This window comes from Alteromonas marina (genome assembly GCF_000808575.1).
GTDB lineage: Bacteria > Pseudomonadota > Gammaproteobacteria > Enterobacterales > Alteromonadaceae > Alteromonas > Alteromonas marina_A.
Genome location: NZ_JWLW01000001.1, coordinates 120,377 through 137,119, shown reverse-complemented (window position 1 = coordinate 137,119; position 16,743 = coordinate 120,377). Strand labels below are relative to the sequence as shown.

General features: G+C 44.1%; 12 protein-coding genes. 11 read left to right on the top strand and 1 reads right to left on the bottom strand.

Translation table 11 applies throughout. The annotated features are described in order from the left end of the window. Positions 1-33 precede the first annotated feature (33 nt). The 9 genes from dapB (at position 34) to RJ41_RS00580 (ending at position 11,541) form a co-directional block, all read left to right on the top strand. A complete protein-coding gene (dapB, locus tag RJ41_RS00620; RefSeq protein ID WP_039216262.1) occupies positions 34-837 on the top strand; it encodes a 4-hydroxy-tetrahydrodipicolinate reductase in 804 nt (267 codons plus the stop codon). A gap of 372 nt (positions 838-1,209) precedes the next feature. Continuing rightward, complete coding sequence (carA, locus tag RJ41_RS00615; protein WP_039216315.1) at positions 1,210-2,340, top strand: glutamine-hydrolyzing carbamoyl-phosphate synthase small subunit; 1,131 nt, start codon at positions 1,210-1,212, stop codon at positions 2,338-2,340. A 13-nt stretch (positions 2,341-2,353) separates the two neighbouring features. Beyond that, a complete protein-coding gene (gene carB, locus RJ41_RS00610) occupies positions 2,354-5,575 on the top strand; it encodes a carbamoyl-phosphate synthase large subunit (RefSeq protein WP_039216261.1) in 3,222 nt (1,073 codons plus the stop codon). 117 nt (positions 5,576-5,692) lie between these two features. Further along, entirely contained in the window at positions 5,693-6,169 is a 477-nt protein-coding gene (gene greA, locus RJ41_RS00605) for a transcription elongation factor GreA (protein WP_014948981.1), read from the top strand. 370 nt (positions 6,170-6,539) lie between these two features. After that, on the top strand, positions 6,540-7,283 hold the full coding sequence (locus RJ41_RS00600) for a hypothetical protein (protein ID WP_156964747.1): 744 nt from the start codon (positions 6,540-6,542) through the stop codon (positions 7,281-7,283). Further along, positions 7,280-8,278, top strand: a complete 999-nt coding sequence (locus RJ41_RS00595; RefSeq protein ID WP_039216259.1) for a hypothetical protein — start codon at positions 7,280-7,282, stop codon at positions 8,276-8,278. The genes RJ41_RS00600 and RJ41_RS00595 overlap by 4 nt, the downstream gene beginning before the upstream one ends. Before the next feature lie 182 nt (positions 8,279-8,460). Then, the gene (locus RJ41_RS18800; RefSeq protein ID WP_039216258.1) at positions 8,461-10,446 is read left to right on the top strand and encodes a methyl-accepting chemotaxis protein; all 1,986 of its coding nucleotides are present in this window, start codon (positions 8,461-8,463) and stop codon (positions 10,444-10,446) included. A gap of 72 nt (positions 10,447-10,518) precedes the next feature. Beyond that, on the top strand, positions 10,519-11,058 hold the full coding sequence (locus RJ41_RS00585; RefSeq protein ID WP_039216257.1) for an NUDIX domain-containing protein: 540 nt from the start codon (positions 10,519-10,521) through the stop codon (positions 11,056-11,058). A gap of 90 nt (positions 11,059-11,148) precedes the next feature. Next, a complete protein-coding gene (locus RJ41_RS00580; RefSeq protein ID WP_039216256.1) occupies positions 11,149-11,541 on the top strand; it encodes a DUF3224 domain-containing protein in 393 nt (130 codons plus the stop codon). Positions 11,542-11,669: 128 nt separating this feature from the next. Here the strand turns inward: RJ41_RS00580 and RJ41_RS00575 are convergent, their stop codons facing one another. Beyond that, the gene (locus tag RJ41_RS00575) at positions 11,670-12,119 is read right to left on the bottom strand and encodes an Hsp20 family protein (protein WP_039216255.1); all 450 of its coding nucleotides are present in this window, start codon (positions 12,117-12,119) and stop codon (positions 11,670-11,672) included. Positions 12,120-12,509: 390 nt separating this feature from the next. Between RJ41_RS00575 and RJ41_RS00570 the strand changes: the two genes are divergently transcribed. Next, positions 12,510-13,691, top strand: a complete 1,182-nt coding sequence (locus RJ41_RS00570; RefSeq protein WP_039216254.1) for an acetate kinase — start codon at positions 12,510-12,512, stop codon at positions 13,689-13,691. Positions 13,692-13,741: 50 nt separating this feature from the next. Further along, positions 13,742-15,880, top strand: a complete 2,139-nt coding sequence (pta, locus tag RJ41_RS00565) for a phosphate acetyltransferase (RefSeq protein ID WP_039216253.1) — start codon at positions 13,742-13,744, stop codon at positions 15,878-15,880. Positions 15,881-16,743: the final 863 nt, after the last annotated feature.

The following is a 16,743-nucleotide window of genomic DNA, read 5'->3' as shown; positions in this document are numbered from 1 at the left end:
TAGTTGAAGGTTAATAAAAGTGTAAAGCTTAAAATGAAAGTAGGATTATTTGGCGCCAATGGGCGTATGGGACGCGTGCTGGTCGAAGCATTGGATTTAAGTGAAGATGCAGAACTGAGCGTAGCGACGGTACGTGATGACTCACCTTGGGTTGGGCTCAATGTAGGAGAGCTTGCCGGGATTGGTAAAAAAGACGTTGATTGTACCGCGCTATCCGATTTAAGCGGTAACGACGCAGATGTAATGATTGACTTTACTTTGCCTTCGGTAATTGAAAGCAACCTTGCATGGTGCGTTAAAAACAACATGCCTGTTGTAATCGGTACTACCGGTTTGAACGATGCACAGTTAGCGGCACTCAACGAAGCGGCAAAGCACATTCCTATTGTATTCGCGGCTAATTATAGTGTGGGCGTGAATTTAATGCTTTCGCTAGTTCGACAAGCCGCCAGTGTATTAGGTGAAACGGCTGACATAGAAATTACCGAAGCGCATCACAGGTTTAAACAAGATGCGCCTTCAGGCACCGCTATGGCTATTGGTGAAGCCATTGCCGATGAGTTGGGTCGCGACTTAAAAACCTGTGCTGTTTACGGCAGAGAAGGAAAAGAGCCTGAGCGCGATCAAGGTACTATTGGCTTCGCCACAGTTCGCGCCGGAGACATCGTTGGCGAGCATACCGCATTATTTGCGGATATTGGCGAACGCTTAGAGATTACGCACAAGGCATCAAGCCGTCTAACTTTCGCAAAAGGTGCTGTTCATGCAGCAAAGTGGTTGTATGGAAAACAACCTGGTCTATACTCCATGGTTGATGTTCTGGATTTAAAGCTATAAGCGTTTATTAATGTTGGTGTGAAACCGTTTGGGTTTACGCAAACTTTAAGACGTGATTAAAGTGTTAAACTAAAGTTGCACTTTAAATGAGCAATAAGCCGCACTTTCGGTGGTTCTGCGCAAAAAAGGTGGTAAAAGCGTTATTTTAGTAAATTATTACAAATAAATTTGCCATTTTCGGTCAGTGATGTATACTCGCCGGAATTTGCCAGAATTTCGTATTCTGAGGCCGCTAAAACGGCTGAAGAGTGCGGTTTTATTAGCTGCAAAGATCGTAAAGCGGGATGTATTGTTATCAATAACTCCCGTTTTTTGTGGGGTTTGTGCAGAAAACTGCACAAACACATAGTTATCCTTAATCTGGAGGTTGACTTGGCTAATTCTGCCCTTTTGGTGTTAGAGGATGGTTCTGTTTTTAAAGGTACGGCGATAGGCGCTATAGGCTCCGCCGTTGGGGAAGTTGTTTTTAATACTTCCATGACCGGCTATCAAGAAATTCTCACCGACCCATCCTACGCTGAACAACTCATCACCCTTACTTATCCACACATTGGCAACACCGGCACTAATGAAGAAGACGTCGAAGCAGATAAAATCTGGTCGAAAGGTCTGATCATCCGTGACCTACCTCTTGTTGCTAGTAACTTTCGTCAACAGCAAACTTTGTCTGAATACCTTAAAGCGAAAGGCGTTGTGGGTATTGCTGATATTGATACACGTCGCTTAACGCGTATCTTGCGAGACAAAGGTGCACAAAACGGCTGCATTATTTGCTTAGATGAATTAGACGAGTCTAGCGCACTGGCGCAAGCAAAAGCTTTCCCTGGCCTAAAAGGCATGGATTTGGCAAAAGTAGTAAGCATTACTGAGCCTAAAACATGGACTGAAGGCAGTTGGGAACTAGGCAAAGGCTACGTAACACCAAGTGAGTTCAAATATCACGTTGTTGCTTACGATTACGGTGTTAAAAATAATATTCTTCGCATGCTAGCTGACCGCGGTTGTAAAGTTACGTTAGTACCAGCGCAAACGCCTGCTGAGGACGTGCTTGCCATGAATCCAGACGGTGTCTTTTTGTCAAATGGCCCGGGCGACCCAGAGCCATGTGACTACGCAGTAACCGCCATTAAAACTATCGTCGAAACGGGCACGCCAGTATTTGGCATTTGTCTTGGTCACCAGCTACTTGCAATTGCAAGTGGTGCGAAGACAGTGAAGATGAAGTTTGGTCACCATGGTGCAAACCACCCGGTGAAAGACCTTAAGCGCAATGTAGTTATGATTACCAGCCAAAACCACGGTTTTGCGGTTGATGAGTCTAGCTTGCCAGATAACCTAGAAGTAACTCACATTTCGTTGTTCGACAAGTCGCTGCAGGGTATTCACCGCACCGACAAGCCTGCATTCAGCTTCCAGGGTCACCCTGAAGCCAGCCCAGGTCCTCATGAAGCGGCACCGTTATTCGACCACTTCATCGAACTTATTGAACAACACAAGCAGTAGGAATTAGCCCGCTATGCCAAAACGTACCGACATACAAAGTATTCTTATCATTGGTGCTGGCCCTATTGTTATCGGCCAGGCTTGTGAATTCGACTATTCAGGCGCGCAAGCGTGTAAAGCCCTTCGAGAAGAAGGCTACCGTGTTATTTTGGTTAACTCTAACCCAGCAACCATTATGACCGACCCAGAAATGGCAGATGCGACTTATATCGAGCCTATTCACTGGGAAGTAGTTCGCAAGATCATTGAAAAAGAACGTCCAGATGCCATCTTGCCTACAATGGGTGGACAAACCGCGCTTAACTGTGCGCTAGAGCTAGATAAGCATGGCGTACTAGAAGAATTCGGCTGTGAGCTTATCGGTGCTACGGCAGATGCTATCGACAAAGCAGAAAACCGCGAGCGCTTTGATAAAGCGATGAAAAACATCGGTCTTGAGTGCCCACGTGCGGAAATCGCGCACAGCATGGATGAAGCGCACGATGTACTAAGCCGCATCGGCTTCCCTTGTATCATTCGTCCGTCTTTCACCATGGGTGGAACCGGTGGCGGTATCGCGTACAACATTGATGAATTTAATGAAATTTGTCACCGTGGCTTAGACCTTTCTCCTACCAATGAGCTTCTTATCGATGAATCCTTGCTAGGTTGGAAAGAGTACGAAATGGAAGTAGTACGCGATAAAGCAGATAACTGCATTATTGTATGTACTATCGAAAACTTCGACCCTATGGGCGTGCATACCGGTGACTCAATCACAGTTGCTCCAGCACAAACCCTGACTGACAAAGAATTCCAGCTAATGCGTAATGCAGCGATGGCTGTACTGCGTGAGATTGGTGTTGAAACCGGTGGTTCAAACGTACAGTTCGGTGTAGATCCGAAAACTGGTCGTGTAGTAATCATCGAAATGAATCCTCGCGTATCGCGTTCATCAGCACTTGCTTCGAAAGCAACAGGTTTCCCAATCGCGAAAGTGGCTGCGAAACTTGCGGTAGGTTATACGCTAGATGAATTAGCGAATGATATTACAGGTGGCCTAACGCCAGCTTCTTTCGAACCGTCAATCGACTACGTAGTCACTAAGATCCCACGCTTTAACTTTGAGAAGTTTGCCGGTGCTAACGACCGACTGACTACCCAAATGAAGTCTGTAGGTGAAGTGATGGCTATTGGTCGTAACCAACAGGAGTCGCTTCAAAAAGCCCTTCGCGGTCTTGAAGTAGGTGCGACAGGACTTAACCCAATGGTTGACCTTGAAGACCCTGAATCACGCAATAAAGTGGTTTATGAACTTCGTCAACCTGGTGCAGAGCGCATTTGGTACATTGGTGATGCATTCCGTATGGGTATGACGGTTGAAGAGGTATTTAACCTTACTAATATCGACCGCTGGTACCTTGTACAGCTTGAAGATCTTATTCTCCTTGAAGCTAAAGTAGCAGAGCTTGGTTTACCGGGTATTGATGCTGACTTTATGCGCGCACTTAAGCGTAAAGGTTTCTCTGATGCGCGTCTTGCTGAGCTAACCAAAGTGGCAGAAAGCGATATTCGTGAGACCCGTCGCGGTTTTGGTATTTCTCCTGTCTACAAACGTGTAGACACTTGTGCAGCAGAATTCTCTACCAGCACAGCTTACATGTATTCAACGTATGATGAAGAGTGTGAAGCAGCGCCGACTGACAAAGACAAGATTATGGTATTGGGCGGCGGCCCGAACCGAATTGGTCAAGGTATTGAGTTCGACTACTGCTGTGTTCACGCGGCGCTTTCAATGCGTGAAGACGGTTACGAGACCATTATGGTTAACTGTAACCCTGAGACAGTTTCTACCGATTACGACACATCTGATCGTCTTTACTTCGAGCCAGTAACGCTGGAAGATGTGCTTGAAATCGTTGCTAAAGAGCAGCCAAAAGGCGTTATCGTGCAGTATGGTGGTCAAACGCCACTTAAACTTGCTCGCGCCCTAGAAGCAGCCGGTGTACCGGTTATAGGTACGTCGCCAGAAGCAATTGACCGAGCTGAAGACCGTGAGCGCTTCCAGCAAATGGTGAACAAGCTTAATCTTAAGCAGCCTGCAAATGCCACGGTAACAAACGTTGAGCAAGCGCTAACTATGGCTGAAGAGATTGGCTTCCCGCTGGTTGTTCGCCCAAGCTACGTGCTAGGTGGTCGTGCGATGGAAATCGTTTATGACATCAAAGACCTTAAGCGCTACCTAAATGAAGCGGTTAAAGTGTCTAACGACGCGCCAGTATTGCTAGACAGGTTCCTAGACGATGCTATCGAAGTTGATATCGATGCTATCTGCGACGGGAAAGACGTAGTGATTGGCGGCATCATGGAACACATTGAACAAGCGGGTGTTCACTCGGGTGACTCTGCGTGTTCATTGCCTCCACACTCGCTTTCAAAAGAGATTCAAGATGTCATGCGCGAGCAAGTTAAAGCCATGGCGCTTGAACTTGGCGTAGTCGGTTTGATGAATACACAGTTTGCGATTAAAGATGGTGAAGTATACCTAATCGAGGTTAACCCTCGCGCAGCACGTACCGTTCCATTCGTATCTAAAGCAACAGGTGTACCTCTTGCAAAAGTTGCAGCGCGTGCCATGGCTGGTGTGAGCTTGGCCGAGCAGGGCGTAACAGAAGAAGTGATTCCTCCGTTCTACTCTGTGAAAGAAGTGGTGCTTCCTTTTGCTAAGTTCCAAGGTGTTGACCCACTGCTAGGCCCAGAAATGCGCTCTACGGGTGAAGTAATGGGCGTTGGTGATACCTTCGAAGAAGCTTATGCGAAGGCTAACTTGGGTGCCGGTGCGCCACTACCTAAGCAAGGTAAAGCACTTATTTCAGTACGTGATACCGATAAACCTCGTATGATTGCTCTGGCAAAAGCGTTGGTTGAAGCGGGCTTCAGCATTGAAGCTACCCGCGGTACGGCTACCGAGCTTTATGATGCAGGCATCATGAGTACTGTGGTTAATAAGATGTCTGAAGGCCGCCCTAATATTGTTGATGCAATCAAAAACGGCGAATACGCGTATTTGATTAACACAACAGAAGGTCGTCAAGCCATCACCGACTCAGTGTACATTCGTCGAGAAGCCTTGGTAAACAAGGTAACCTACACTACAACGATGAACGCTGCGTTCGCAACTATCCGTGCTAAGTCTGCCGATGACCGCAATAAAGTGGCGTCAGTTCAAGAACTACACGCTAGACTTAAACACTAATGACATACGCTAGGATACGAGGTATCCTAGCAATATTACATTTGTGTGAACAAATAAAAAGTGCGCCTTCGCGGCGCACTTTTCTGTTTAAATTACTAGCTAAGTGAGACGGTATTCATGAGTCAGTATCCAATGACAGCGCGCGGCGCTCAAATGCTGCGTGACGAATTAAATGAGCTAAAAACAAAAACACGCCCACGTATTATCGAGTCTATTGCCGAAGCACGTGAACATGGTGACTTAAAAGAGAACGCTGAATATCACGCTGCCCGTGAACAGCAAAGCTTCTGTGAAGGCCGCATTCAAGATATTGAAGGCAAGCTTTCAAACGCACAGATCATCGACGTTACTAAAATGGAAAATACCGGTAAGGTTATTTTCGGTACTACCGTAACCATTCTAAACGTCGATACCGATGAAGAAACCACCTATCGCATTGTTGGTGACGACGAAGCTGATATTAAGAATAACTTGATTTCAGTTAACTCTCCTATTGCTCGCGGCCTAATCGGTAAAGAGCTCGATGATATGGTAACTATTCAAACGCCAGCGGGTGCAGTTGAAGTAGAAATTATCGAAGTCGAGTATATTTAACCCTCATATTACACAGAAGCGCCGAGCAACTGCTCGGCGTTTTTATTTGTGTAAGTAGCTGGAGTGTTGTATAAATAATGTACACATTGACTGGCGCAAAATATCTACAAGCATGCTACAACACGGACGTTTGTACAAAGCACATCTTATATTACCCATATTGTATTTATTTATAGTGCTGGGCGTAAATTACTACCTTGGTTTCATCTCGTTTGATTTTCAGGTTACTTCTCTAGCTGCCCGAGACGCAGCAACCGCGTTGATCGCACCACTTCTCGTCGCCTTTGCATGGTGGGCCTCTTACAAAACTTTATATAGTTCAGCTTTTTACTTGTCTTTTCTGTTGTCTCACCGTAGAAAAAAATCAAGAGTGAGACTGGCAGAAACGTTACGACTTACCTTTCTTTCTCAGTTGTTAAAAGCATTCCCCTATATTTTTGTTTGTGCTCTTCTTGTTTCAAGCGGCTACGTATTTTCCCAAGGTATCGCCGATAAAATTACAGAGCAGCCCAAACGAGTCGTTTTACTTCTACAGGCAATTCCTATGTGGTTGACGGGGTTGTCACTATTTAGCTCTAACATCATCGTATTACGGTTTATTAAGCGTCACTTGCAAAAGCACTTCAGAGTAAGACTGTTTGAAATGGAAGAAATGATGCCACTGTGTAAATTGGTACTGCACAATTTTTGCCTTTCGTCGATTTTACTGGCGTTATACTCAATAACATTTTTGTTTGTTGAAGTTCCCCTCACTGATGCTGTGCTGTTGTCGGTCATATCTCTACTAATAGTTTTGCTTTTATTTCAACCTATTTTGGAAGTACACAGTGTAGTAGCGAAAAGGCGCTCATTGGCGCTAGCTAGAATTAACGACAGTTTGAAAACAGAAATTTCACCTGAAAAGCGTGTTAGTGAAACTAGACGTTTAGTCGATGACGATACTCGTCTGCAATTTATTTCAGATCTGTTAACGGTACGAACTGAAATGGAACGGGCACCAAGCTGGCCATTAACGCTACCGTTTACGCTAAAAATACTTGTTCTTATTTTGCTTCCAATGCTGTCGTGGACGGGCGCAGGTCTTATGAGTCAGTTGATAAAGGTTATTTTATGAATATAGTAGCGCAGCAATATTCGACTATAGCAACCTGTGCTGTTACAGGTATTGGTATTCTTGCTGGCGCACATTATTTTGGTGCATTTGACTTGGCGCGACTAGACACTCCACTTGGGGTTAGGCAACGAAACGCTGCGCTTGCGTTTGGGTTGATGATTGTCTTTTTTATATATATCAATAGATATTTATACCAGCGTGCAGTTAAGTGCTTTAGTGAATTCCTAAGTAAGTACCCTGGTGAAATGAAACACCAAACAATGATGTTGCGACTACAAAATGGTTTTTCAAAATGCCGAAAATTCAGCTGGATCGGTGGGGGGATGGTAACAGTATTCTATCTGCTATCTGAAGGTTTATTGTCGTTTGATGCAGAACCATTGTCGTGGTATTTAAGTGTATTAGGCTTAATTTTTTGGCGTTATGCTATCTGCACACTCTTTTGTTTGTTGTTTGTAACCCGCTTTGCACTATTGCACTTTTTGAATGAAAGGCTTATTGACCTTTTTGGCATAGAAAAATTTAAGCATTTGTCTGATCTGGTTATTTCCAATGCGATTGTAAGCGCATTGTCCCTAAGCTTAATCCCCATTTTTTGGCTGGGCACTAACGTGCCAATAATCGATAAAGTCATCGTATCGTGCGTATTTGTAGCGCTTACTTATTTCCTGTATCTACCTGTTCATAAAGTGCAAAGATGTATTGCAAAGAAAAAATCCCTCGCTATTCTGCGCATAAATGATTCGATTAAAGCGTTGTTTCTGCTTAACGAGCAACATAAAAGGCGCCTAACCGACGATCCTGTCCGTCTGCGCAAATTGAGTTCGTTAATTAATTCAAAACAGCAAATTTCTGCTGTTTCTGAATGGGCGATCGATATTCCGCAGGGTATGAAGACTATCGCAATTGTATTTTCAGTGCCGCTTTCATGGGTAATTGGGGCATTGGTGGATAAGTACTTGCAAGAAATAATTGAAATTTCAAAGATGGTTTAGTTCATACCGCTTGTCGTGATCTACATGTATTTGTCGATAAAGGCACTGAACGCAATGTCTGTTTGCGCTTATTTAATTGTTTTCTATACTGAAGTGAGCAGTCTATTTATTAGGCAGTAACGGGAGGTAAATCCTTCCTCATCCTCTCTATTGAGCAGTACGGTTTACATGGAGCTCTATCAGTGCGCTTGCTACAACGATTTTCTATATTACAACTGTCTGTGTTGGGCGCGGGCATTCTCTTATTAAGTGTTTCATACCTATCTTTCAAAGATATCAAGCGGTCATTAGATGTTACCAATACGGCCGCAACTGATATCCATCTTATAACGCTTATTGCTGCTGTAGAGTCAGTGGCCCATCATCATGCGGTAGAGCGCGGCTTGACAGCAGGTTTCTTAGGTAACCCAACGGTACAGGGAAAAGAAAAAGTGTATACGCAGCGTCAACATGCAGATGACGCTGCCTCAAAGGTAATGTCGTTGCTTCAAAATACTGATGTGTACAGTGAACGAGTAGTTAAAATCGTTAATCCACTCATCAGTTACTTACGTGAAAAAGACGCCTTAAGAAGAGAGGTAGATAGTCAAAAAGGTTCTCGAGCCTTCGCGTTCTACAGTTCACTTAATGCATCTGCGCTGAACGTTGCAAATTCATTAACTATATATGTCAATAGCTTAGCTTCAAAAGAACAGTTGTCTAATGCTATTCTTTTAGCCCAATTAAAAGAGCGGTTAGGGCAACTGCGAGGGAAAGTTAATGGTGCGATAGCGAAACGTGAAGCCAGTGACATTGTAATAAGTGAACTGAGGGGGTATCAACAAGAGGCGCAATACCTTGCAGGAAAGCTAGAAAATAGTTTGTCTCATGAGAGCAATGCTGAATTCACAAAAGCTATGACATCAAATAATGCAAAAACGATTGAGCGTACTTTACAAAAGCTTAGCTCGGGGGCAGTCGACTTTAACTCCCTTCCAACAAGCAGCGATTGGTTTAGCGCTGCAACGTCGCAAATTAAAGAGGTAAAAGCGATACTTGATAATATCTGGGAAAAAGTAAACGAGAATGCGGAACGAATGCACAGGAACGCCATGTTAAGCCTAGTGCTAACGCTAATCATTATTTCTGTTGGCATTGTGGTCATTGCAATTATCTACCGTACGCTGCTGTACATTCTCAATACTCAACTAACGCGCCTTACTCAAAATCTTTCGAAAATTGCCGAAAATGGGGATTTAACAATTGATGTAGAGATGCCGATGCAAAATGAGTTGGGAAGGGTTTCCGTAGCAATTAATACTACGATATTGGCACTAAAAGATGTAATCAAAGGGTTAGAGCAATCAATTGAAGCGAGCTCGCGTCTATCATCGGAATTAGAAGCATCCTGCACTGAAATGGTACACGATGCAGGTAAAACGCAACAACGGTCACTTAATATCGCGTCAGCGCTAGAAGAAATATCGGTAACCAGTACCGATATTGCGAAGTCAGCCTTTGACACATTAGCTGCGAGTAAATCGTTAGATGAATTGGCAATAGAGGCTTTTGATATTAATGAATCAATAAGAATGGCGATGAAGCTCTTAGAAGATGATATGACACACGTTGAGGTGAATGCTGCGGCTATGGAAAAGCAAGTGACTGACATTAGTAGCATACTCGAAACTATTAACACTCTGTCAGATCAGACGAATCTATTGGCTCTGAATGCTGCAATAGAGGCGGCACGTGCTGGAGAGCATGGTAGAGGATTTGCGGTTGTTGCCGATGAGGTTCGCAAACTAGCACAGAATAGTCGAGATGCTTCTGCTCAAATAGCTACACTGCTCGCGTCGCTTCAACAAGCAAGTTTGGTTGTTGTCCAAGACGTTAATAAAAGCGCTTCGGCAGTGAAAAAATCGGTTGAAATAACTGGAAGGGGACGAGAGACAGCTGAAAAAGTAAAAGATGCCGCATCTAACGTCGAGCTTATGGCCAACAATATGTCTGCGGCTGCAGAGCAGCAGTCAGTCACAACACAAGAAGTAGCAAAAGACATTGTTGATGTTGAAGCTGCAGCAAAGCATGAAGTGGAGTTGTCTCAAGCGTTATCAAAATTATCTAGTTCAATGAAAGAGAATAATCTTTTACTTAGTCGAACGATTGCTAATTTCACAATTGACTGAGTACTTTTCATCGGCCACTATGTTTATTGAGTGACGTTATTAACATACTTGCGTTCATTAATAAGGATGACGATGGCAGATATTGAAACGCTTGATTCAAAAGTAGTTTATGAAAACAAATGGCTTCGCGTAAGGGAAGACAAAATTCGTCGCAGTAGTGGAAACGAGGGTATTTACGGCGTAGTTGAAAAGCCAGACTTTGCCATTATTTTGCCGATTGAAGGCGATACCGTGTATATGGTTGAGCAGTACCGCTATACCATCAAAGAGCGACAGCTAGAGCTTCCTCAGGGAGCATGGGAAAACAATCCCGGCGCAGACCCGGTTGAGCTAGCAAAAGGTGAGCTTAAAGAAGAGACCGGCTTAACCGCTGAGTCAATGGAGTATGTTGGATTCCAATATCTTGCATACGGCTTTTGTAACCAGGGATACCATATTTACGTGGCAAAAGGCCTGACTCAAGGTACACAAAAGCTAGATGCAGAAGAGGAAGACCTGCGCGTAGTCTCACTTTCTTTGAATACATTAAAAGAGAAAATTAAAACTGGCGAAATTAAGGACGCGAGTACCTGTAATGCTTTGGGTTTAGCCATGCTTAAAGGGTTTATTTAAATGCACTGTTACAATTCTCAGGCTGTCTTTTTCTGCACAAGAGGATAGTGTAGGTAAATTTAATTCAACGCTAATAAAAAAGGGATATTGATGACAATTGAAGGAAGTTTCTCCATTACCCAATGGGATGAAGACACACTTAGTGAAAAAGCTGAAGGGATTAAGTTGTCACACGCTAGCATTAAGCAGGTGTACTCTGGTGACATGAGCGGTGAGTCAAGTGTTGAGTTCTTGATGTCTTATCAATCGCAGATGTCCGCCAAATTTACGGGTTTTGAAACCTTTATCGGCGTGATCAACGGCTTGCGTGGTACTGTTACTTTTCAGCACAACGGTAAGTTTGAAAGCGGTATTGCTAGCAGCAATTTCGAATCTATCAAAGGCTCTGCAACGGGAGAACTCGCGGGGAAGACCTTTCTAGGACGCTTTCAGTCAGGAGAGTCGGGTAAAGCTAATTACACCCTTGAGGTAGTTGATGCCTAAGTAGTTAGTGATTAGGTAGCTAACGCTTAGCATGCAAGCGTTTGTAACTTTACTGCTACGTGTTAAGGCAAAAAAACGGCGCCGTAAGGCGCCGCTAAAAGTTGGGAAACAAACCAAGAAACTACTTATTAGTTCTCAAGTAAACGAGAGCCAATTTCTATTTGACGAGGCTTCTTGGCTTCAGGAATGACTCGCTCCATATCGATATGTAATAGGCCATTTTCCATATCCGCGGCCAGTACTTTTACATGGTCGCCAAGCTGGAATTTACGCTCAAAGTTACGCTCTGAAATGCCTTTGTGTAAGAACTTACGCTCTGTGTTTTCTTTATTTTCCGCTTCCGTTTTCTTCGTGCCAGTAATGGTCAACGTGTTCTCTTCAACCTGAATTGATACGTCGTCTTTGCTAAAGCCTGCAATGGCCATGGTTACACGGTATTTGTCGTCGCCAAGTAACTCAATATTGTATGGCGGGTAAGTGCTTTGCTTCTCAGCACGAGATGCCGCATCTATAAGTGATGCTAGGTGATCAGAACCAATGAATGAACGATAAAGTGGAGATAGATCGATAGTACGCATAGTCATATCCTCAAAATTAAGCAATATGTTTAAAATTTAAATGCCCCGACTTTGCGGCGGCGGTTTTGTCGACCTGACCTTTCAGCGCCGACAAAACATATATAGGAATGGCCTAAATACTTTTCAAGGAAGAAAGGTGAATTTTTTAGAAAATAATTGCATATTTAATCTAAGTTATTGAAAAAAATAAATTATATTTGATGAAAATTTCTTTGGTAGAGATTGAACGCCGTGAGTTAGCGAAAGTTTGCTATAAAACCCTATAGAAAATAAGTGTATGCGATAATTTTTATAAAACATTTAGCAATTGTTTAACCAATCCGGTTGTTTATAAATGCTACAATTTGGTTAAGCAAAATGTCTTACCACTTTTATTTGTAAATTTAAAAAATGAAGAAAGAAGTTATAGTTTTAAATTGCGGCAGTTCGTCCGTAAAGTTCGCGATAATTGACGCTGACACTGGAGAGGCTGGACTGTCTGGTATTGCTGAAGCACTAGGTAATAGTGATGCTAGTTTGTCTTACAAGTTAAACGGCAAAAAAGAAAAACGCGCACTACCTGAAAAAGCTGGCCATACCGAAGCGTTAAGCGCAATTTCAGAAGTTATCGCTAGTACGGGCGTTAAGCCTATCGCAATAGGGCACCGTGTTGTTCATGGTGGTGAAAAGTTTAAGCAGGCTGCACTTGTCGATGATAGCGTACTCGAAGCAATTGAAGATTATGCAAGCATGGCTCCGCTTCATAATATGGCGAACCTAAAGGGGATCGTCACGGCGCAAGAGGCTTACCCTGACCTGCCTCACGTAGTCGTTTTTGACACGTCTTTCTTCCAAACATTACCAAAAAAAGCCTTTATCTATGCGTTGCCTATGTCGCTTTATCGTGAGCACGGCATTAGACGTTACGGCTTCCACGGTACCAGCCACAAGTTCATACTTGATAGCATGGCAAAAATACTTGAAAAGCCAGTTTCAGATACCAGCATAATCAGCGCGCATTTAGGCAATGGCTGCAGTGTATCGGCGATAGAAAAGGGTGTAGCGGTAGACACAAGTCTTGGGTTCATTCCCCTTGAAGGCTTAGTCATGGGCACACGCTGTGGTGATTTAGATCCAAGCCTGCCTGGCACTTTGCAGAAAAAGCTTGGGAAGACAGCAGATGAAATCAGCGACTTATTAAACAAGCAGTCTGGTTTGCTCGGTATTTCAGAGCTAAGTAACGACTGCAGAACTCTTGAAGATGCAGCGCTTGAAGGCCATGAAGGTGCATTACTGGCAATTGAAATTTTCTGTTATCGCTTAGCAAAGTACATTGCAGGTTATTTGGTAGCCGTGCCAACACTAGACGCTATCGTCTTCACCGGTGGTATCGGAGAAAACTCGTCGCTTATTCGAGAAACGACTATGGGGTATTTCGCTCACTTCGGAATTAGCCTAAATGAGCAAAGAAATACCGACGCGCGATTTGGTCGAGGTGGAAAGATAACCACCGATAAATCATCAACCGCCGTATATGTTGTACCAACTAATGAAGAATGGGTAATTGCGGCTGAAGCTGCAACCTTCGCTTAAATTCAATTAGCAATGCCAATGCGTAGGTGTTGGCAATAGCAGGAGTAACTATGTCTCGCAAAATTATGTTGATCCCCGTAGGTACCAGTGTGGGCCTAACTACGGTCAGCATGGGTCTTGTTCGTGCTATCGAAGAACAAGGCATAAAGCTCAACTTCTTTAAACCCGTGGCGCAACCGCGCAAAGGTGACAACGGGGAAGAGCGTTCTACCGCAATAATTGCGCATCACGCCAGCGTATCGCCAATCGAACCGTTCGGACTTGAATACGTTGAGCGAATGATCAGTAGCGACAACACCGATGAGCTTTTAGAAGAGATCATTGAGCGCTTTGAAGAAAAAAGTGTTCATGATGCGGTGACGGTTATTGAAGGGCTAGTAACCACGCGACATCATCCTTATGCCGAGCGCCTCAATTTAGAAATTAGTCGTGCACTTGATGCAGACATCGTCTTCGTGGCGGTGCCAGGTAATGAGCCGACCACGGATATTAATCACCGTCTTGAAATCGTTGTAGACACCTATGGCGGCCACAAAAGTCAAAAAGTAGTTGGCTGTATCTTCAATAAGGTTAACGCGCCTTTTGATGAACATGGTCGACTTCGTGCCGATATCGGTGCTATAGAAGCGCCAGAGCACGACGAAGAACGTACACAGGCGCTGCGCGACTTACCTATTTTCAAGAAAGGGTTGAGTTTACTTGGCACCATCGACTGGAGTGCTGATTTAGTGTCTCCTCGCGCTACCGACGTTGCAAAGCACCTTAATGCCATTTTGCTTAACGAAGGCGAGTTGGCTGAGCGACGTTTAAGTAGCGTCACTTTTTGCGCGCGCGAAATTCACAATATGACCCACACCTTGAGGCCAGGTGCACTACTTGTGATGTCAGGCGATCGCAACGATGTTTTTGTGTCGTGCTGTTTAGCGGCGTTAAACGGCACTAAGCTAGGCGCGCTTCTACTTACCGGTGGCTATCAGCCCGATGAAAACATTATGGCGCTGTGCAGCCAAGCCATGGAAACGGGCCTGCCTGTCATGCTTGTAAACTCAAATACATGGCAAACAGCCCAAGCACTTCACGCGTTCAATCAAGAAGTACCGGTTGATGACAGCCAGCGTATTGAGAAAGTGATGGTTCACACGGCGGAGAGTTTAGACGCGAGTTGGGTTAATTCACTAACGCAAAAAGTTTCTCGCCAGAAAAAGCTATCACCGTCAGCATTTCGCTTCTATCTTACTAACCGTGCAAGGCAGGTAAATAAACGCATTGTGCTACCTGAAGGTAATGAGCCAAGGACCGTTGTTGCGGCTTCTATCTGTGCTAAGCGTGGTTTAGCGCGCCCAGTACTTATTGGCGATGAAACAGAGATTCGCCGTATAGCAGAGCAGCAAGGTGTAGTACTGAGCGATGGAGTAGAAATACTTTCTCCTGGTGAGATAAAAGATGACTATGTCGAAGGTTTAGTGGCACTGCGCGGTCATAAAGGCGTTACTGAAGTAGTTGCTAAAGAGTTACTAGAAGACAACGTGACTTTAGGCACAATGATGCTTCAGCAGGATGACGTAGACGGATTAGTATCAGGTGCAGTCAATACCACTGCGAACACTATTCGCCCGGCGCTACAGTTAATTAAAACAGCTGAAAACGCCTCGTTAGTATCGTCAGTATTTTTCATGCTACTGCCTGATCAGGTTTTGGTTTACGGCGACTGTGCAATCAACCCTGACCCCAACGCACAGCAGCTAGCCGACATAGCCATTCAGTCTGCCGAATCGGCGCAGATGTTTGGCATTGAACCACGAGTAGCTATGATCAGCTACAGTACAGGCTCGTCAGGTGCAGGCAGCGACGTAGAAAAAGTGCGTGAGGCAACTAAAATCGCGCAAGAACTACGCCCCGATTTACTTATCGATGGCCCGCTTCAATACGATGCTGCGGCCATTGAAAGTGTAGGTAGGAGCAAAGCGCCAAATAGCCCAGTTGCGGGTAAAGCAAACGTATTCGTTTTCCCAGATTTAAATACGGGTAACACGACTTATAAAGCGGTGCAGCGAAGCTTCGACTTAGTGTGTATTGGCCCTATGCTTCAGGGAATGAGAAAACCAGTAAACGATTTGAGTCGCGGTGCGCTGGTTGATGATATTGTCTTTACCATAGCACTAACAGCAATACAGGCCGCGGGTAATTAAATTTTCGTCGGTACTTATGTTTAACGTAAACTCAAGGGCGTCCAGTAGTGGTGCCCTTGTTTTAATGTTTACTGGATGCTTTTCGAATTTAGGTTTTTAACGAACTCGTCCTTGGCCAGCGCATACCTAAAGTCTCGCTGATTGATAAACAAAGTGATTCTCCCCTAATGGAAAGGCAGTATGTGCCTTGCCTGCACCGCAATACCATTCACAACGGCTTGCTATGGTCGAAAAGAAACGCCTTTGGATGTTGGTTTGAGCATGTTTGCCAGAGTTGTCATAACATCATTCCTTGTTTGTGGAATATCACAAGCATTTTGTTGCTTACCATAGCATTTCCAATATGGAGGTGGTTTCACACTTCGTGCCTGAAAATGGAGCTGCTTTACGCGGCTTTCATGTTTTGCGTAATGGCATTACCCGACATAATAAGTATGAAGGCAACCTATACCGATACTGGTATTCAAGTAATTATTTAGTTAGTTGCTGGCTTACTTACTGACTTTTTAGCGGCCTAATGCAATTAGTCTTGGGGCAACGCAAGAGTAAGAAAGAATGTGTCGTTTAACAAAAAAAACAGCATATTGAACGGCTCAAGAGGCAAAGCATGCTTTTATACAACAAATTTGTTGTATCCAAGAACAGTTGCCTAAAACGAAAAATAATTGCATTTTTAACGCCATTCTTAGATAAAGAAACCATGGCGTGGTCGACTCTGGCTTCACGGCCCCTGATTAATTAACTTATTTTTTAAGAAGATGGTTAAGTATAAAAAGCTCTATACAGCATGCTTGTTCCTCAATTTGTTTCTTCTACCTCTTTCTACTTATGGGGTGTTGGCAGGTATAGCGTCTTATTTTTTT